Below are 18822 nucleotides of genomic sequence, written 5' to 3' on the forward strand. Positions count from 1 at the left end.
TGCAGACGCGACACGCCGCGCGACGGTCAACGCGCCGCATCCGGCGTCAGACACCGCCGGAACGGGCGGTGTCTCGTGGGACCGGCGGTGTCTGGTCGCGTCGGCGGTGTCGCCGACTACGACCCGGGGGTGGCGTGCACGAGGAACTCGACGGCACCGGCGTCGTCGACCTTCACGAAGCCGAGGCTCGGGGCCTGCACGTCGTAGTCCGAGAACGTGATCGGGATCGAGCCGGAGATGTCGACGCCGTCGCCGTTCAGCCCGACCTCGAGCGTCGCCGTGACCGCCTTCGTGACACCGTGCAGGGTGAGGTTGCCGGAGGCCTCGACCTTCGTCGTACCGGACCCGCTCGGCACCGCGTCCGCGATCGGCTCCGCGAGCTCGAACGTGGCGGTCGGGAACGCCGACGTGTCCATCGCCGAGTCGCGGAAGTACGAGTCGCGCTGGTCCGAGTCCGTGGCGATGTCCGCGACCTGCACGGTGACGGTCGCCTTCGTGATGGAGGTCCCGTCGACCGTCGCGCTGCCCGTGACGCTGTCGGTGCGCCCGGTCACGGTGACGTCCGAGCCGTTGAGGACCTCGTGGACGCGGTACCCGGCCTCGGAGTCGCCACCGACGGTCCACTCGCCGGACAGGTCCGAGTCGTCGATCGTGGAGGGTGCGCGACTCGCGGCGACGGACGGCGCTGCCGATGCCTTCGCGTTCTCGCTGCTCGTGTAGAGGTTCGTGCCGACGATCGCGGCGACGACGCCGATGACGACGACGGCGGCGATGACGGAGATCCAGATGACGGCCTTGCGGCGCTTGCGCGGGGTGTCGGTGGTCACGAGCAGAACGGTGACACGTCATGCTCGGGAAGGGCTGTGTCTTCCCGTTACGCTCGTCCGGTGCAGAGGACGCGGTGGCTCGAGGTGGTCGGCTTCGCCGTGGCGTTCGTGGCCGTGCACGCCCTGCTCTGGTGGCTGACGTCGATCTCGGCGAACCTGCCGCTCGGCGACGTCACCATCACCTACCGCCGGTGGATCGAGACCGGGCACGCCTCCGGGTTCTGGGTCGGGATCGACGAGGACTGGGTCTACCCGATCCTCGCGATCGTGCCGATGGCCGCTGCGGCGCTCGGTGGCGTCGGGTCGATCGGCACCGGCTGGCTCGTGCTGATGATCGTCCTCGACGCGGTCGCGTGCGGGTTCCTCTGGCGGTTCCGGGGCCTCGGCGTGCGGGTCGTGTGGTGGTGGCTGGCGTTCCTGCTCGCCCTCGGGCCGATCGGGCTCGGGCGCATCGACACCGTCGCCACCGTGCTCGCCCTGATCGGTGTGGCCTTCGTCGCGACCCGGCCGGCGATCGCCTCGGCGCTGTTCACCGCCGGCGCCTGGACGAAGGTGTGGCCCGCAGCACTCGTCGGGGTGCTCCTGCTGCTCCGGCGCGGGCACCGATGCGGTGTCGTCGCCGGCGCCCTCGTGCTCACGGCGCTCATCGTGCTCGTCGACGTCCTGTACGGGGGAGCGGCGCACCTGCTGTCGTTCGTCGGGCAGCAGACCGGGCGGGCCCTGCAGATCGAGGCGCCCCTCGCGACGCCGTTCATGTGGGCGGCGGCCTTCGGCGCACCGGGCGCCGCGGTCTACTACAACCAGGAGATCCTGACGTTCGAGGTCTCCGGCGCCGGGACGCACGCGGCCGCCGCGGTGTCCACGCCGCTCATGGCCGTGGTGGTCGTGGCCGGGGTCGTGCTCGCGCTCTGGGCCGTCCGCCGCGGCGCCCACCGGGCCGAGGCCGCGCCCTTGCTCGCGCTGCTGTTCGTCGCCGCGCTCGTCGCCACCAACAAGGTGGGGTCGCCGCAGTACATCGGCTGGTTCGCCGTGCCGATCGTGTGGGGGCTCGTCGCCGGTCGTCCGAGCGCCCGACGCTTCCTGCCGGTCGCCGTGGCCGCCATCCCGATGGCCCTGCTCACCCAGGTCATCTACCCGGGCTTCTACGACCAGGTGCTCACTGTGCAACCGTGGATCCTCGTCGTGCTGACGCTCCGGAACGCCCTCGAGGTCGCCGTGCTCGTCTGGAGTGTCGTCGCGATCGTCCGGCTGGGCGTCCGTGCCCGTGTCACGTCCGTGCCGGTCGTCCCCGCAGCGGGCAGGATGGACGCATGATCGTCGCGTTCTCCGTCGCCCCGTCCGGTGGTCCCTCCGCATCGTCGGACGGAGCCGTGCACGATGCCGTCGCCGCGGCGGTGAAGATCGTCCGCGAGAGCGGGCTGCCGAACCGTACCTCGTCGATGTTCACCGAGGTCGAGGGGGAGTGGGACGAGGTCATGGACATCGTCAAGCGCGCCACCGAGGCGGTCGGGGCGTACGGCACGCGGGTCTCGCTCGTGCTGAAGGCCGACATCCGCCCCGGTCGCACCGGCGAGATCGACGGCAAGCTCGAGCGACTCGAGGCCGCGCTCGGCGAATGACCGTCGGCTTGCGCTGAGGCGACACGCCGGGCGCCTCCCACGGATGTCGGTGGTCGGGTGTGTCCTGTCGGTGTCGGACGCGAGTGGCGTCCACACGACGACGACGAGGAGCGCGTGATGATGCACGACGGCTGGTGCCCCGACTGCGACCTGCGAACGGTCGTCATCGACACGGACGAAGCAGGGACCAACGCCTGGGCGAGCTGCACCGAGTGCGGCGCCGGATGGGTGCACCGTGACGAACTCCCCGGTCTCGTCGCCGCCGCTCCCGCACAGGTCGAGCGCCGCGCCGCCTGACGCGGGTCGAATCGATTCGTCCGCCTGACTTCCGTTCGGGGTTTGGAGCGGTCTACACTGCTGGGACCGGACGCTCGCAGCGACCGGTCGTCCCCGTTCGCCGCTGAACCAGGACCGCCCTCCACCCGGCCGGGTCGCGGCGCACGCTGCTCCGGCTGCGTCGTCCCCAGACGCACGGAACGGAGGCCCGGTGCGGCGACCACGCGCACCGACGGTCCCAGCCGACTCACGCGAGTCGACGTCCGGATCCCGTCCCGCTCCTCCCGTTCCGAAGGCCCCATGTCCCAGCTCACGCCTGCGCGCCGCGCACTCGCGCTCATCGCACTCGCCCTCGGCGGGTTCGCCATCGGTTCGACCGAGTTCGTCGCGATGGGCCTCCTGCCGAACATCGCCGAGGCACTCCTGCCGCACCAGTACGGCGTCGACCCGGACGCCGGGATCGCCCACGCCGGCTGGCTCGTCAGCGCGTACGCCCTCGGCGTCGTCGTCGGTGCGCCCACGATCGCGGCGATGTCGGCGAAGTTCCCGCGCAAGGGACTGATCCTCGTGCTGCTCGTCGGGTTCGTCCTGGCCACGGTGGCGAGCGCGGTCCTGCCGTCGTTCGGCCTGGTGCTCGTGGCGCGCTTCGTCGCGGGCCTGCCGCACGGTGCGTACTTCGGCATCGCGTCGATCGTGGCGGGCGACATCATGGGCCCCGGCAAGCGCGGCAAGGGCATCGCGATGGTCCTGCTCGGCCTGTCCGTCGCGAACGTCGTGGGCGTGCCGTCGATCACCTGGGTCGGACAGGTCGCCAGCTGGCGGGTCGCGTACGGCGTCGTCGCCGTGCTGTTCGCGCTGACCTTCCTCGCGGTGTGGGCGTTCGTGCCGCGCAGCGCCCGTGACGAGCACGCGACGATCGGCCGGGAGCTCCGCGCCTTCCGCGTGCCGCAGGTCTGGATGGTCATGGGCCTCGGAGCGGTCGGCTTCGGCGGGTTCTTCGCCGTCTACTCGTACATCTCGCCGCTCGTGCAGAACGTCACCGGGCTGTCGGAGTCGTTCGTGCCGCTCGTCCTCGTGGTCGTCGGAATCGGCATGGTCGTCGGAGGGATCCTCGGCGGGCACCTCGCCGACCACAGCGTCAAGCGCACGATCTACGTCGGCATGTTCGCGCTGATCGGTGCTCTGCTCGTCACCGTCCTCACCGCGCAGTGGGTGTGGGGGATCTTCCTCGGGGCGTTCCTGCTCGGGGCGACCTCGTCCGCGATCCCGCCGGCGGTGCAGTCCCGCCTGATGGACGTCGCCGGCGACGCACGGACCATCGCGGCGGCGCTCAACCACTCGGCGTTCAACATCGGGAACTCGCTCGGTGCAGCCCTCGGTGGCGCGGTCATCGCTGCCGGGTTCGGGTTCACGGCGCCGGGGTGGCTCGGCATCGTCCTGGCGCTGCTCGGTGTGCTCATGACGACGGTCAGCTACGGCGCCGAACGCCGCAGCACGCGTCGTGCGGCCCTTCGTTCGCCGTCGCCCTCCACCGGCCCGATCACCGCGCCCATCCCGCTGGTCTGACGCGCGCGCAGCGCGCGACGTCGCGAGGGTTCGCCCCCGCGAACGCGACAGGGTGCCGCGGAACGTCCGCGGCATCCTGCCGCTTCGGCGGCACGGCCGCCGCGGAATCGCCCGCATCGGTCGTTTCGGCGGATTTCGGACGCGACCGCCCATCGGCCTGGAGGCGCGTGGCGGCCCCGCACCGCGCCTCCAGGCCGTCGCACGGTGCGGCAGACCGCGTCCAGCGAGCAGGAATCGTCGGGTCCCGTCTCGGGACCCGACGATTGCTGCTCAGCCGAACGCGCGCGACTACAGCCCCAGCGGGCTGCCGTCCTGGACGATGATGCCGTCGGTGATCGCGCGCTTCCGGAGCGCCACCTTCGTGCCGACGTCGAAGCCGGCGACGCGGTACTTCTCGCGGATGCGCTTGAGGTAGCTCTTCGCGGTCTCCTCGGAGATGCCGAGCTGGTACGCGACGCTCTTCACGGGCTCGCCGCCGCCGTACAGGGCCATGACGCGACGCTCCTGGGCGCTGAGCTTCGGCACGCCGCCGACGTCACCGCTGTTGATCGCCAGGTCGAGCTCCGCCGACACGTACTGCTCGCCGCGCTGCGCGGCACGGATCGCCTCGACGATCATGTCCGCGTCCTCGCTCTTCACGAGGTAGCCGAGGGCGCCGGCGGCCAGGGCCTCGCGGACGACGTTCGGCTCCGAGTACGTGCTCATCACGACGGTCTTCACCCCGGCGGTCTTGAGCGTCGAGATCTTCAGCGAGACCGGGATGGAGTCCTTGAGGTCCAGGTCGAGCAGCACCACGTCCACCGGGAACGCCGGGCTGGTGAGGAGCTCGGGCCAGGTGGTGACGGCTGCGACGAGCGTGATGTCGTCGGCGGCGCTGCGGATCCACTCGGTGAGCGCGCCGAGGAGCATCCTGTGGTCGTCGACGAGCGCGAGTCGGATCGGTTCCTCTGGAGTCGCCATGGTGGCGTCCTTTCTCGGGGGCGGTCGTGGCCGATCCTAGGGGGCCGGGCCACGTGACACGGGCAGGCTGGTCAGGGTGTCCGGCAGTTCGGGCCCAGCCGGTTCCGTGCGACGACTACATCGACGGATGTCGGTTCACGACGCAGTGCGCGACGACGTGGAGTGCTCCGTCGCGGACGGAGTCGGTGTACGGGCCGATCCGCTCGAGGGCACTCCAGGCGGTCGGGCCGAGCCGGCGGCGGGGGACGCCGCGGGACTCGAAGACGATCGGGACGTCCATGGTCTCGTCGGTGACGGGGTGGCCGTCGGAGCCGACCGGGCCGAGTGTGACCGAGACGACGGGCGATCCGGCCTGGGAACTCCGACCCTCGGCGACACCGACCATCTGCCACAGTGCCTGCAGCAGGCCGTCGCGCTGCGCGGGGGAGAGGTGGCCCGCGAGCGACTGCGGATCGGCGACGCTGACGGACCGGCCGAGGTTGTCCGACTCCGTGATGGCGTGGTACAGCCACGTCTCGCGACGGCCCTCGATGAGGTGCAGCCGGAGTTCGGTCGCGAGCGAGGACGCCACCGAGGCCGACGCGTCGGACAGCGGCAGGGGATCACTGCCGTTGGCCACGGCGTCGAGGAGCTTCTCGGCGGCGAGGTCGAGGCGGGCGAGCTCGTCCGAGGCGAGCATGCCGACGGCGAACTGCGGCGCCTGCACGTTGCTCTGCACCAGGACACGGTCGAGTTCGCGCTGCACGAGCTGCCGGAAACGGTGGACGACGAAGATCGCGATCGACGGCGGCACCGTGACGAGTGCGAGCGTGGAGACCATGGCGGGCATCGTGTCGCTCGTGATCGGGGTCGAGGCGATCGCCATCCCGACGAACGCCAGGCCGAGGACGGCGATGGCGGCGGCGACCTCGCGGGCCGGCCGCAGCGTCGCGACGGGCAGGAGTGCGAACCCGGCGGCGACCGACGCCGAGGCGGTGTGCGCGAGGTCGTGCTCGGGCCAGATGCCGACGAAGTCGAGCGTCACCACACAGGCGAGGACGACGCAGATGAGCACGAACGCGAGTCCGGTGAGGCGCTCCCCGTACGTGAGCAGGCTCAGCCCGACCCCGACGGCCGCGACCAGGTAGAGCGCCCAGGCAGCGGCCGGCAGCCACGGATCGGTGAACTCGGTCCAGCGGATGAGGAAGAAGACGATGCCGGCGACGGCCTCGATGCCGGTGAGCACCGCGGCGCCGAGGCCGAGGTACCCGGCGCCGAGCGAGGCTCCGGGCTTGGCGGCCTGCCGCAGGGACCGCGCACCGGTGGAGGTGGAGGGGAGCCCGCGTGCCTGTCGACGCTCGCTGCCCCGGTAGCGCTCACGGGCCTCCCGTCGGGTCCGCGGTGCGGGCTGGACGGTCTCGCCGGGGAGTCCTCGGCTGATGGTGTCCTCGGGGATGCGGGTCATCGCGGCGCCTCCAGCACGACGGTCGTGCCGGAACCCGGCGCGGAGAAGAGCTTCGCGTCGCCGCCGACCTCGCGGAGCCGGTTCACGACGCTCTCCTTGAAGCCGAGACGCTCGGCGCTGACGTGGGTGAGGTCGAAGCCGACGCCGGAGTCGGTGACCATCGCCCGGACCATCTCGTTGTCGTGCACGATCGTCACGTGTGCCTCGCCGACCCCGGCGTGACGACGGACGTTCTCCAGGCACTCGCCCAGGGCGAGCAGGAACGCGTCGAGCACGTGGGACGGCAGCAGGACCTGTCCGGTGCCGTGCCAGCTGACCTCGAGACCCATGCGGCCGAAGCGCTGCTTGACGGACTCGAGGGTCTGACCGAGGGGCGACTCCTCTTCGCGGGTGAGCGAGTAGTCGCCGGACTGCTGGGGCTGCGGCGTCGCGCCGAGGCGGAGGTGGCGGAGCAGCCGGGCGTCCTCGGCTGCCTGTTCGCGCATGGCCTGCTCGGAGACACCGACCCCGGAGTGCGCGAGGAGGGTCAGGGTCGCGAGCACGGTGTCGTGCAGGAGCCGTGCACCCTGGCGTCGCTGGGCCTCGGTCTCGCTGGCCTGGCGCTCGGCGCGGTGCGCGGTGCCGATGCTGTAGATGCGGCGTGCCACCCGCGGGATGGCCCGGGAGATCCAGATGGTGACGACCGCGATGAGGACCCATCCCAGCAGCGCACCGGTGACGGGAGCGGCGAGGATGCTGCCGCTGGCCCAGACGATCCCGACGACGACGGCGGCACCGGCCGCGATCGTGAGTCCGAGTCCGACGGGCTGGCCGCGCTGGGCCATGAGCGGAGCGGAGATGCTGCCCGCTGCGAGGGGGACGACGGCGCTCGCGATCACCGGGCGGACCGTGTCGTCGACGCCGAAGAACAGGAGGGCGAGCGCGCCGAGACCGGACGCGAGGATGAGTGCCGTCCACCAGACCGACCCGTTCCACCCGAAGACGAGGAAGCCGCCGATCATGATGGCGATGCAGGCCAGGGCGCCGAGCAGCGGGATGATCGGCACGGCGAGCGCACTGATGATGCCGATGACGGAAACGAGTGCGCAGACGACGCCGACGACACGGGTGGTCGACCGCAGCAAGCGGTCGCGTTCCTGTGCGATGAAGTCCATCGGTGTGTCCTGGTTGGTGACGTCGTGTGAGGGAAAACCGAGCCTCGGTCAGCCCGGGCACCACGCCATCATTCCACGCGCGACACCCGTTGGGGGGTGTTCGGCGCGCCATGCCGTTCCGGATGGTGCCGCGATTGTTATTGCGAGCGTGATGCGAATGAGCGAGCGCGCCCAGTCCAGCGGTCGCGGGCGCCCAGTCCAGCGGTCGGGGGCGCTCGGTCCAGCAGTCGCGCTCAGTCCAGCAGTCGACGGAGGTGCTCGCCGACCGCCTCGTGCTCGATCAGGAACCCGTCGTGCCCGAACTCGCTCTCGATCACCGCCGCACGGTCACCGTCGAGCGTGTCCGGCACGCCCGCTGCGATCCGGTGCTGGTCCTCGATGGGGAACAGCCGGTCGCTCGACACCCCGACGACGAGCGTCCGTGCCGTGACCTGCCCGAGCGCCGCTGCGACCCCGCCTCGGCCGGCCCCGACGTCGTGCGAGTCCATCGCGTGCGTCAGCGCGATGTACGACGAGGCGTCGAAGCGCCGCGTGAACTTGTTGCCGTGGAAGTCGAGGTAGCTCTCCACCGAGAAGCGGCCGTCGTCGCCGAGCGGGGAGACGTCGCTCTGCCACGACCGGGCGAACCGGCCGTTCAGCTCGTCCGAGGCGCGGTACGTCATGAGCGCCATCCGCCGCGCCAGGGCCAACCCACGGTGGGGGCCCTCGCCAGCGTCGGCCTCGTAGTAGTCGCCACCGGCGAACGCGGGGTCCATCTGGATCGCCGCGCGCTGCAACGAGTTCGCCGCGATCTGGTCCGCCGTGGTCTGCGCCGTCGAGGCGAGCACCGCCAGCCGCTGCACGCGCGACGGGTGCGCGATGGCGAACTCCAGTGCGTGCATGCCGCCCATCGAGCCCCCGACGACCGCCGCGAACGTGTCGATGCCCAGCCGTTCGGCGAGCTGCGCCTGCACGCCGACCTGGTCCCGCACGGTCACGAAGGGGAAGCGCGAGCCCCACTCCAGGCCGTCCGGGGACACCGAGGACGGCCCCGTCGTGCCCTGGCAGCCGCCGAGCATGTTCGGCGCGATCACGAACCAGCGGTCGGTGTCGATCGCGCGGCCGGGCCCGACGACGTCGCCCCACCAGCCGGCGGTCCGGTGTCCGGGGCCGGGGAGCCCCGTGACGTGCGAGTCCCCGGTCAGCGCGTGGAAGACCAGGACGGCGTTGTCACGCTCCGGAGACAGGGTGCCCCAGGTCTCGTAGGCCACCCGGACCGACGGGATCCGGCCGCCGCGCACCCACTGTTCGCCGAGCGCTTCGAAGTGCCGGGCGCCGGGGTGGTCGCCCGGGCGCCAGGCGCCGGTCACGGGCGGCTTCCCGAGCGTGCCGAGTTCGGTGCCGGGCACGAGGGTGGACGGCACGGAGTCCTCGGGTGTCGTCTGCCAGTCCATCGGGTCCAGTCTGCCGGGAGGCGCGGCTCGCGGCCGCCGTGTTACGTCACGTCCGGCGCGTCGCGGGTCCTCGGGCCGTGGTCGCGTCGCGGGGCGGGTGCGGACCCGGAACGACGAAACCGCTGTCGTGCGACAGCGGTTTCGTCGTTCGGAGTCGGCCGGCGGGACGCTACGCGCGCTGCCCTTCCTGCGCGACCGCACGGGCGGCGGCGAGCCCTGCTTCGAGGTCGGCCTTGAGGTCCTCGATGTTCTCGATCCCGACCGACAGCCGCACCAGACCCGGCGTCACACCGGTCGTGAGCTGCTGCTCGGGCGTGAGCTGCGAGTGCGTGGTCGACGCCGGGTGGATGACCAGGGAGCGCACGTCGCCGATGTTGGCCAGGTGCGAGAAGAGCTGCAGGTTGTCGACGAACGCCTTGCCCGCCGGCACGCCGCCCTTGAGCTCGAACGACAGCACCGCGCCGACGCCCTTCGGCGCGTACCGGTTCGCCGCGGCGTACCACGGCGAGGTCGGCAGCCCGGCGTAGGCCACCGTCGCGACGTCCGGGTGCCGGTCCAGCCACTCGGCGATCTCCTGTGCGTTCGACACGTGCCGCTCGATGCGCAGCGACAGCGTCTCGATGCCCTGCAGCAGGGTGAACGCGGTGTCCGCGGAGTTCGACGCCCCGAGGTCGCGCAGCAGCTGGACGCGTGCCTTCACGATGTACGCGAGCTCGTTGCCGACCGCCTCGGCGAACACGGCGCCGTGGTACGAGGGGTCCGGCGTGTTGAACTCCGGGAACTTGTCCGGGTGCTGCGACCACGCGAAGCGGCCGCCGTCGACCAGGACACCGCCGATGACCGTGCCGTGGCCGCCGAGGAACTTCGTCGCGGAGTGCACGACGATGTCCGCCCCGTGCTCGAACGGACGGATGAGGTACGGCGTCGCGATCGTGTTGTCGACGATCAGCGGGACGCCGGACTCGTGCGCGACGTCGCTCACGCCGGCGATGTCGAGGACGTTGATCTTCGGGTTGCCGATCGTCTCGGCGAAGAACAGCTTCGTGTTCGGACGGACGGCGCGGCGCCACTCCTCGAGGTCGTCCTGGTCCTCGACGAACGTCGTCTCGATGCCGAGCTTCGCGAGCGTGTACTTGAACAGGTTGTACGTGCCGCCGTAGATCGACGACGAGGACACGATGTGGTCTCCGGCGCCGGCGATGTTCAGCACGGCGTAGGTCTCCGCCGCCTGACCACTGGACACCAGGAGCGCTCCCGTACCGCCCTCGAGCGCCGCGATGCGCTGCTCGACGACGTCGTTCGTCGGGTTCATGATGCGCGAGTAGATGTTGCCCGGCTTGGCCAGGGCGAACAGGTCGCGGGCCTCGTCCGAGTTCGCGAAGACGTACGAGGTCGTCTTGTAGATCGGGGTGGCGCGGGCGCCGGTGGTCGGGTCCGGCTGGGCGCCGGCGTGGACCTGGGTGGTCTCGAACCGCCACTGGGCGGCGTCGTTCGTGCTCATCTCGTGCTCCTGTCGGGCTGTCGGTGCGGTCGGTCGTCGGGTCGCCGTGCGCCGGCCTGGAGGAACGGCGCGCCTTCGCGTCGGCACTCACGGTACGCAGGTGGTCGCGCTGGTACCAGCGCACCCGCCTCGGGACGTAACGCGCGTGCCGGAGCCGACCCGCGCCTCCAGGCCGACGCCGCAGTGTGCGAGGTTCCGCGCTCCGTGGGACGCGAGTGCCCTCGCACAGTGGGCGGCTCCTCGCACGCTGCTGGGCGCACGTCGCACGGTGCGAGGGCGCATGACGAACCCTGCGCGGCGCAGCGCGGCTTCAGGCCGACGCCGCAGTGTGCGAGGTTCCGCGCTCCGTGGAACGCCGGTGTCCTCGCACGGTTGGCGGCACCTCGCACGGTGCGAGGGGTGCTACGCCTGATCGCGGCGGAAGAGCCAGCGCACGTTCGGTTCGAGCAACCAGTGCATCCCGCGCCGCACGAAGGGCTGCGCGAGGAACAGGCTCACCGCGCAGGCGATCGCGACCATGAGCAGCACGAACGGCCACGCCGAGTGCGGCCCTGCGAGGATCCCGGACTCGCGGATCGGGTAGAGCAGGAACGTGTGGAGGAGGTAGACGTACATCGTCGCCGCGCCGAACTGCGTGATCCAGATGTTCCGACGGGGTACGAGGAGCAGGAAGCACGCCGTCAGCAGCGCCGCGAGCAGCATCAACCCGAAGCGCACGGCACCAGCCCACCAGGCGTCCTCGCCGAGACCCGAGTACGAGTCGTCGTAGAAGAACCAGTGGTGCAGGTCGAACTCCTTGAACTGCGGGATCCAGATGGCGCACGCCACCGCCCACGCCGCGAAGACCGCCGCGGCGGCGATGCGGATCCGGACGACCATCCGCCGCGGTGCCTCGTACCAGCGGTCGAACAACCCCCACTGCTTCACCTGCCAGCCGACCAGGAAGAACGGGAGCAGGCTGATCGCCCGCGACAGGGACAGCGTGGAGTCCACGTTGTCGAAGTAGCCCACGCCGATGCTGAACACGACCGCCCAGAACAGCGGCCACCGCAGCTGCGCCAGGTACGGCAGGATCAGCCGGAAGATGCCGAGGGCGAGCAGGAACCAGAGCGTCCAGGTGGGCTGGGTCGGGTTGAACTTCTTCCCGCCCTCGACGAGCCCCTGCACCACCGTCCAGATCGTCTGCATGATGATGTACGGCACCACGATGTCCGTTATGGTCCGGCGCATCCGCTTCGCCGTGGGGGTGTCCGCGGACGAGAAGTACCCGCTGATGACACCGAACGCGGGCATGTGGAACGCGTAGATGAAGGTGTACAGCGCGAGCGCGTGCTCACTCGCCGTGGTCTGCCGCTGGATGGCGTGGCCGATGACCACGAGCGTGACCGCCAGGAACCGCGCCGTGTCCCACATCGGGATACGACGCTTCGCACGACCCGGTTCGAGCTGCGTGGCGGGCGCCGAGGGCGCGGGAGGGGCGGCATCCGTCGTCATCGCCCGTCACGTTACCTGATCGTGACCTTGCCTGATCGGTACGGTTGTCAGGACATCCCACCGATCCCTGGAGGAACCACATGGCATCTCGTCGCGCAGTCGTCACCGGAGCGAGTTCGGGCATCGGAGCGGCGACCGTCCGGCTGTTCCGCTCCCGCGGGTGGGACGTGCTGGCCGTCGCCCGCCGCGCGTCGAAGCTCGAGGCGCTCGCCGCGGAGACGGGCGCGGACGTGCTCGTGGCGGACATCACGGACCCTGCCGACGTCGCGGCGCTCGCCGCCCGCGTCGAGGAGCTCGGGGGAGCGGACGCGCTCGTGAACAACGCCGGCGGTGCCTTCGGTTCGGCGAGTGTCGAGGAGTCCGACGTCGACGACTGGCGCGCCATGTTCGAGGTGAACGTGATCGGGACGAAGCGCGTCGTCGCGGCCCTGCTCCCGCACCTCCGTCGTCGTGCGGCGACCGCCGGCAGCGCGGACATCGTGACGGTCACGAGCACCGCCGGGCACGTGGCGTACGAGAACGGGGGCGGGTACAACGCCGCGAAGTTCGCCGAGCACGCGCTCGTCGGTGCCCTGCGCCTCGAGCTCAACGGCGAGCCGATCCGCGTCGTCGAGATCGCGCCGGGCCTCGTGAAGACCGACGAGTTCGCCCTCACCCGGTTCCGTGGCGACGCGGAGAAGGCCGCGGCGGTCTACGACGACGTGCCGGAGCCGCTCGTGGCCGAGGACGTCGCCGAGGCGATCGTGCACGCGGTCGAGCTGCCGACGCACGTGAACCTCGACCTCGTGACGATCCGCCCGGTGGCGCAGTCGGCCCAGCACAAGCTCGCGCGGGGGACGCTGACCCCGCGGGTGTGAGCCGCGCACGCGCCCGGGCCGCACGTGCGGGTCGCGGGCGTGGGGTCCGTGCCGGTACCGTGGTCGGATGCCGATCAGCAGCGAATCCGGGCCATCCGCCCAGGCTCCCTCGACCGTGACCGTGACGAGCGGGCCCGAGGTGCTCGGCTGGCTGGAGTTCGGGGACGCGGCGCGGCTGCTCGCGAAGGACGTCCTGTCGTCCGGATTCGAACCCGAGGTCGTCGTCGCCGTGGCTCGCGGTGGCCTCATCATCGCGGGCGCCGTGGCCTACGCGCTCGGCACCAAGGAGTGCGGCTCGATCAACGTCGAGTTCTACACCGACGTCGAGCAGCGCCTCGACGAGCCCGTCATCCTGTCGCCCGCCCTCGACGCACCGAGCCTCGCCGGCAAGCGCGTCCTGGTCGTCGACGACGTGTCCGACTCCGGCCGCACCCTGCGCCTGGTGGTCGACATCATCCGGAACGCCGGTGCCGACGTCCGCAGTGCGTGCCTGTACTCGAAGCCCGGCACGGTCCTCGAGCCCGACCACGTGTGGCGTCGTGTCGACGGGTGGATCACCTTCCCGTGGAGCGCCCTCGCCCCGGTGACGGCCGAGTCGTGAGCATCCACCTCGTCGGCGGCGGACCCTTCGCCGCCTCGGACGCCGCTGCGCCGTTCCTCGCCGAGGCCACCGCGCGCTCGGCGGCCGTCGGCCGGACCGTGCCGCGCATCGGACTGCTGTCGGTCGCCGCCGCGTCCGCCGACGCCCCCTCTCCGTCCACCGCCGACATCGCCGAGGTCCTCGGCGCCGCCCGCCAGGCCGAGGTCCTCGTCACCGAGATCGGCCCGGGTGCGGTCTTCAGCACCACCGTGCTGAGCGACGTCGACGCCCTGGTGATCGGCGGCGGGGTCACCCCGCACTACCTCGACGCCGTCGCCCCGCTCGTCGACCAGATCCGCCTGCTCGTGTCCGACGGGCTGCCCTACCTCGGCTACTCGGCCGGTGCGATGATCGCCTCCGACCGTGCCCTCATCGGCGGCTGGCGCATCGGCGGCGTGGAGATCTGCCCCGAGGGTGCCTCCGAGGGACTGGACGAGGTCGAACTCCGCGAGGGACTCGGACTCGTCGACCTGACCATCGACGTGCACGCCGTCCAGGCCGGCACGCTCGCTCGACTCATCGCGAGCGCTGAGGCCGAGTTCGTCACCGCGGGGATCGCGATCGACGAGGACACCACGCTCGTCGTCGGTGAGGGCGCCCTCGAGGTCCGCGGCACCGGCAGCGTCTGGCGCGTCGTCGCCGGCGAGGACTCGGTCGCCGTCGCGACCATGGGCGCCTAGCGTCGTGCAGGCCCACCCGCTCGCCGACCTGGTCGACCCCGGCTGGGCGCGTGCGCTCGCACCTGTCGAGGACGACGTCCACCGGATGGGCTCCTGGCTGCGCGACGAGGTCGCCGCCGGCCGACCGTACCTGCCCGCCGGCGACCACGTCCTCCGGGCCTTCGCCGACCCGTTCGACGACGTGAAGGTGCTCGTCGTCGGGCAGGACCCGTACCCGATGCCCGGGCACCCGATCGGCCTGTCGTTCGCGGTCGACCCGCACGTGCGACCGGTGCCGCGCAGCCTGGCGAACATCTACCGCGAGCTGGAGTCCGACCTCGGCGTGACGCCGCCCGCCCACGGCGACCTCCGGGCGTGGTCCGCCCAGGGCGTGCTGCTGCTCAACCGGGTGCTCACCGTGCGGTCCGGCGACGCGGGCAGCCACCGCGGCAGGGGCTGGGAAGCCGTCACCGACCAGGCCGTCCGCGCGCTCGTCGCCCGTGGGAAGCCCCTGGTCGCCGTGCTCTGGGGTGCGCAGGCGGGTTCCGTCCGCCCGCTCCTCGGCGACACCCCGGTCGTCGCCTCGGCGCATCCGTCGCCCCTCAGTGCGTCGCGTGGGTTCTTCGGCAGCCGACCGTTCTCGCAGGTGAACGAACTGCTCGTCGCACAGGGAGCGACGCCCGTGGACTGGACGCTGCCCGCCGAACCGGTGAGACCGCCCGCGGCATAGGCTCGGAAGCGTGCTCGAGGAGGAATACCAGCGACGGCGGGTCCTGCCGCGACACCTGCGTGCCCCGGTGCCGGCGGAAGCAGCGTTCGCGTACACGATCCGCGCGGCCGAACCGACGGACCTGCCCGACATCCGTGAGATCCACACGCACTACGTCCGCAACTCGTCGGTGACCTTCGACCCGTCGGCGTTCACCTTCGCCGCGTGGAAGCGCCGGTACGACGAGATCCGTCGGCGGGGCCTGCCGTTCCTGGTGGCCCAGAACCCGTCCGGACAGGTGCTCGGGTACGCCCTCGTCGACGCCTGGAACCCGCGGGACCGCTCGAACCGCGTCGTCGAGGACTCGATCTACCTCGGTGCCGCGTCCGGCGGGAAGGGACTCGGACGCGCGCTCATGGAGGCGCTGCTCGACGAGTGCCGGTCGGCCGGCGTCCGCGAGGTCGTCGCCGTCATTGCCGACCGCCAGGCCGAGGCGTCGATCCGTCTGCACGAGCGGCTCGGCTTCGAGGAGGTCGGCCGCATGGGGAAGGTCGGCTACAAGTACGACCGGTGGCTCGGCACGGTGACGATGCGGCTGCGCCTGCGCGGCCCGCGCCTGTTCGCGCGCCGGTAGCGAGCATGCCCGGGCGCCCGAGCCCTTTCGGGCGTACCGGGCGCTTTCGGGCGTACCTGCCGGGAAGTTCCGACCAGGTACGCCCGTTTCCACGTTCCATCGCGCGCGTTTTGGGAAAGAGCGTCCGGACCACCGGACTGGAGGCGCGTGGCGGGGAAGCACTGCGCCTCCAGTCCGTCGTCTGGTCACCACCCACCCGGCTGTACCGGGCGTACCGGGCGCTTTCGGGCGTACCTGCCGGGAAGTTCCGACCAGGTACGCCCGTTTCAACGTTCCATCGCGCGCGTTCGGGGAAAGAGCGTCCGGACCACCGGACTGGAGGCGCGTGGCGGGGACGCGCCGCGCCTCCCGTCCGTCGTCTGGTCACCACCCACCCGGCTGTACCGGGCGCTTTCGGGCGTACCTGCCGGAAAGTTCCGACCAGGTACGCCCGTTTCCACGTTCCATCGCGCGCGTTTTGGGAAAGAACGCATGGACCACCGGACGGGAGGCGCGTGGCGGGGAAGCACCGCGCCTCCAGTCCGTCGTCTGGTCACCACCCACCGGCTGCACCAACCAGGTACGCCCGTTTCCACGTTCCATCGCGCGCGCTCTGGGAGAGAACGGGCACCGACACCCCGCGCGTCAGGACGACGGCGCCTCGGCGATGAACTCGTTCCGCGTCACGCGCACCAACTCGCCCGCGGCGGCCGACGCAGCGGCACCGTCGCCCGCGACGAGCGCCCGACCGACCGCCTCGTGCCGGGCTGCCGCGGCCCGCGTCCACCCAGTGATGGTGTCGCGCGACTCCGACGTCCGGGTCCGCAGCAGCGCCTCGACCGTCCCCGCGAAGTGCGCGAACACGGTGTTGCCCGATGCGGTGAGCAGCGCGCGGTGGAAGCGGACGTCGGCCTCGAGGTAGGCGCGGCTGTCCTCCCGGGTGCAGGCGTCGAGCATGTCCGACGCTGCGGCCAGCACGGCGGACGCGGCGGGTGTCCCGGCCGCGAGCGACGCGGCGACGGGCTCGACGCCGAGCCGGAGCTCGAGGAGTTCGCGCTGCTGGACGAAGTACGACGGCGACGCGCCGCGCCAGCGGATGACGGTCGGTGCGAGGAGTTCCCACGACCCGATGCCGAGCACCTGCGTGCCGACACGTTGCCGGGGTTCGACGAGGCCGAGGGACTGCAGGACGCGGAGGGCCTCGCGGACGACGGAGCGCGACACGCCGAACTCCTCCGCGACGAGCTCGGGTCGGACGACGGTGCCGGGGGCGATCGCACCGTCGACGATGCGCTGCCCGAGGGTGTCGAGCACCTGGGCGTGCAGGCCGCGTCCGGTGGGCATCGTTCCTCCATGCAGTACGCGCCACGCGGTCGGCGTGACGTGGTGTCCATCGAATCGGCAGACTGCCCGAGAGGGCGCGTGCCGCGCGGTGGATCGTCGTATAGTCTGATTAATCAGATTATTGATGGTCGGCGTGCAGCACGCCAGACCGTTCTCGACACGAAGGCGACGGAGCCGCGCGGCAGCGGCTCCAGGAAGGGGCACCGATGCCTCACGTGACGTCCCTGCTCGCAGCAGAGGGTGGAGGGACCGAGACCGTCGACCCGTCCGGCCCGGTCGCACAGCTGATCATCGCGGCGGTGATCGGCATCGTGGTGATCATCGCGCTCATCACCTGGCTCAAGGTGCACCCGTTCATCGCACTGACGATCGGCGCGCTCGGCGTCGGCATCGGCGCCGGACTGGCCCCCGACAAGGCGGTCACGAGCTTCGGCAACGGGTTCGGCGCGACCATGACGAGCGTCGGCATCCTGGTCGGCCTCGGGTCGATGTTCGGCAAGATGCTCGTCGACTCCGGCGCCGCCGACCGCGTGGTCGACACGCTCGTGCGGAAGTCCTCGAAGGCGGCGCTGCCGTGGACGATGGCACTGATCGGCGCACTGATCGGCCTGCCGATGTTCTTCGAGGTCGGCCTCGTCCTGCTCATCCCGATCATCGTGCTCGTCGCGAAGCGCAGCTCCGTCCCGATCATGAAGATCGCGGTGCCGGCGCTGGTCGGCCTGTCGACGATGCACGCCTTCGTGCCGCCACACCCCGGCCCACTCGTCGCGATCTCCACCGTCGGCGCGAACCTCGGCACGACCCTCGCCTTCGGCATCGTGCTCGCGATCCCCGTCATCGTCCTGGCCGGTCCGGTCTTCGCCCGCTTCGCGGCGCGCTGGGTCGACATCCCCGCCCCCGACATGTTCGGTTCGCGCGGATCGGGTTCCGTCTCCGACGACCCGGCTCAGGCCGGACGGGAGGCACGGCGCGGCCCTGCCACGCAGGACACCGCCTCCCTGCCCCACGGCAAGAGCGACTTCACCCGCGTCATCAGCGAACCGCGCAGCCCGTCGTTCACCGTCGCGCTCGTCGGCATCCTGCTGCCGGTCGTGCTCATGCTCGCCCAGGCCATCCGTGAGGCCACTGTGCCGAACGCTTCCGGTTCGTGGGTCAGCCTGCTCGACTTCCTCGGGTCGCCGATGATCGCGATCGGCATCGCCGCCGTCTACGCCATGGTCTTCTTCGCCATCGGCGGCGGCATGGACCGTTCGGCCGTGTCGAAGTCCCTGGAGAGCGCGCTGCCCCCGGTCGCGGGCGTCCTGCTCATCGTCGGGGCCGGTGGTGGCTTCAAGCAGGTCCTCATCGACACCGGCATCGGCGGGGTGATCGCCGACGCCGTGAAGGACTCCGGCATCTCGGTGCTGCTCGTCGCCTGGGTGGTCTCGGCGCTCGTCCGCGTGGCCACCGGTTCGGCGACGGTCGCGACGGTGACCGCGGCCGGCATCATGGCCCCGATCGCGCACGACCTGTCCTCGCCGATGACCTCGCTGCTCGTGCTCGCGATCGGCGCCGGTTCGGTCTTCCTGTCGCACGTGAACGACGCCGGCTTCTGGCTGGTGAAGGGCTACCTCAACACCACGGTCGGACAGACGTTCAAGACGTGGACGATGCTCGAGTGCCTCATCTCGGTGTTCGGTCTCGCCGGGGTCATGCTCGCGGGGGTGTTCATCCATTGAGCACCGTC

Annotated in this window: 18 protein-coding genes; 10 read left to right on the forward strand and 8 right to left on the reverse strand. The window is 71.3% G+C overall.

Annotated elements, in window-relative coordinates; genetic code table 11:
- Positions 1–116: 116 nt before the first annotated feature.
- On the reverse strand, positions 117–827 hold the full coding sequence (locus CRP27_RS00635; RefSeq protein WP_097178885.1) for a YceI family protein: 711 nt from the start codon (positions 825–827) through the stop codon (positions 117–119).
- Between the two features lie 60 nt (positions 828–887).
- Here CRP27_RS00635 and CRP27_RS00640 point away from each other — a divergent pair, with 60 nt between their 5' ends.
- The 4 genes from CRP27_RS00640 to CRP27_RS00655 all read left to right on the forward strand — a co-directional run bounded on the left by CRP27_RS00640 (position 888) and on the right by CRP27_RS00655 (position 4288).
- On the forward strand, positions 888–2141 hold the full coding sequence (locus CRP27_RS00640) for a glycosyltransferase 87 family protein (RefSeq protein ID WP_097178886.1): 1254 nt from the start codon (positions 888–890) through the stop codon (positions 2139–2141).
- On the forward strand, positions 2138–2446 hold the full coding sequence (locus CRP27_RS00645; protein WP_097178887.1) for a thiamine-binding protein: 309 nt from the start codon (positions 2138–2140) through the stop codon (positions 2444–2446). The genes CRP27_RS00640 and CRP27_RS00645 overlap by 4 nt, the downstream gene beginning before the upstream one ends.
- Before the next feature lie 117 nt (positions 2447–2563).
- Positions 2564–2743 (forward strand): hypothetical protein, encoded by a 180-nt coding sequence (locus tag CRP27_RS00650; protein WP_141399642.1) that lies wholly within the window; start codon positions 2564–2566, stop codon positions 2741–2743.
- 279 nt (positions 2744–3022) lie between these two features.
- Positions 3023–4288: an MFS transporter gene (locus CRP27_RS00655; RefSeq protein ID WP_097178889.1), complete on the forward strand. Its 1266-nt coding sequence runs from the start codon at positions 3023–3025 to the stop codon at positions 4286–4288.
- A gap of 288 nt (positions 4289–4576) precedes the next feature.
- Here CRP27_RS00655 and CRP27_RS00660 read toward each other — a convergent pair whose 3' ends face one another.
- From CRP27_RS00660 to CRP27_RS00685, 6 genes are all read right to left on the reverse strand, one after another.
- Positions 4577–5248, reverse strand: coding sequence for a response regulator transcription factor (locus tag CRP27_RS00660; protein ID WP_097178890.1), 672 nt, complete (start codon positions 5246–5248; stop codon positions 4577–4579).
- 115 nt (positions 5249–5363) lie between these two features.
- Entirely contained in the window at positions 5364–6692 is a 1329-nt protein-coding gene (locus CRP27_RS00665) for a hypothetical protein (RefSeq protein ID WP_097178891.1), read from the reverse strand.
- Positions 6689–7846: an ATP-binding protein gene (locus tag CRP27_RS00670; protein WP_097178892.1), complete on the reverse strand. Its 1158-nt coding sequence runs from the start codon at positions 7844–7846 to the stop codon at positions 6689–6691. The genes CRP27_RS00665 and CRP27_RS00670 overlap by 4 nt, the downstream gene beginning before the upstream one ends.
- A gap of 233 nt (positions 7847–8079) precedes the next feature.
- Entirely contained in the window at positions 8080–9279 is a 1200-nt protein-coding gene (locus CRP27_RS00675; RefSeq protein ID WP_097178893.1) for a homoserine O-acetyltransferase, read from the reverse strand.
- Between the two features lie 169 nt (positions 9280–9448).
- Complete coding sequence (locus CRP27_RS00680; protein WP_079236277.1) at positions 9449–10780, reverse strand: bifunctional o-acetylhomoserine/o-acetylserine sulfhydrylase; 1332 nt, start codon at positions 10778–10780, stop codon at positions 9449–9451.
- A gap of 402 nt (positions 10781–11182) precedes the next feature.
- Positions 11183–12274: an acyltransferase family protein gene (locus tag CRP27_RS00685; protein WP_097178894.1), complete on the reverse strand. Its 1092-nt coding sequence runs from the start codon at positions 12272–12274 to the stop codon at positions 11183–11185.
- 80 nt (positions 12275–12354) lie between these two features.
- Between CRP27_RS00685 and CRP27_RS00690 the strand changes: the two genes are divergently transcribed.
- From CRP27_RS00690 to CRP27_RS00710, 5 genes are all read left to right on the forward strand, one after another.
- Positions 12355–13131, forward strand: a complete 777-nt coding sequence (locus tag CRP27_RS00690) for an SDR family oxidoreductase (RefSeq protein ID WP_097178895.1) — start codon at positions 12355–12357, stop codon at positions 13129–13131.
- Positions 13132–13198: 67 nt separating this feature from the next.
- Positions 13199–13732, forward strand: coding sequence for a phosphoribosyltransferase (locus CRP27_RS00695; RefSeq protein ID WP_255257385.1), 534 nt, complete (start codon positions 13199–13201; stop codon positions 13730–13732).
- Complete coding sequence (locus CRP27_RS00700) at positions 13729–14451, forward strand: Type 1 glutamine amidotransferase-like domain-containing protein (RefSeq protein WP_176505415.1); 723 nt, start codon at positions 13729–13731, stop codon at positions 14449–14451. Before CRP27_RS00695 ends, CRP27_RS00700 begins: the two co-directional genes overlap by 4 nt.
- A 4-nt stretch (positions 14452–14455) precedes the next feature.
- A complete protein-coding gene (locus CRP27_RS00705) occupies positions 14456–15160 on the forward strand; it encodes a uracil-DNA glycosylase (protein ID WP_097178897.1) in 705 nt (234 codons plus the stop codon).
- Positions 15161–15170: 10 nt separating this feature from the next.
- The gene (locus CRP27_RS00710; RefSeq protein WP_097178898.1) at positions 15171–15773 is read left to right on the forward strand and encodes a GNAT family N-acetyltransferase; all 603 of its coding nucleotides are present in this window, start codon (positions 15171–15173) and stop codon (positions 15771–15773) included.
- A gap of 624 nt (positions 15774–16397) precedes the next feature.
- On the opposite strand, the gene CRP27_RS00715 is transcribed toward CRP27_RS00710, so the two are convergent.
- Entirely contained in the window at positions 16398–17096 is a 699-nt protein-coding gene (locus CRP27_RS00715; protein ID WP_097178899.1) for a FadR/GntR family transcriptional regulator, read from the reverse strand.
- Positions 17097–17302: 206 nt separating this feature from the next.
- Between CRP27_RS00715 and CRP27_RS00720 the strand changes: the two genes are divergently transcribed.
- On the forward strand, positions 17303–18814 hold the full coding sequence (locus tag CRP27_RS00720; protein ID WP_097178900.1) for a GntP family permease: 1512 nt from the start codon (positions 17303–17305) through the stop codon (positions 18812–18814).
- The last annotated feature ends 8 nt before the right edge of the window (positions 18815–18822 follow it).

It is taken from the genome of Curtobacterium sp. 314Chir4.1 (assembly GCF_900215175.1).
GTDB lineage: Bacteria > Actinomycetota > Actinomycetes > Actinomycetales > Microbacteriaceae > Curtobacterium > Curtobacterium pusillum_A.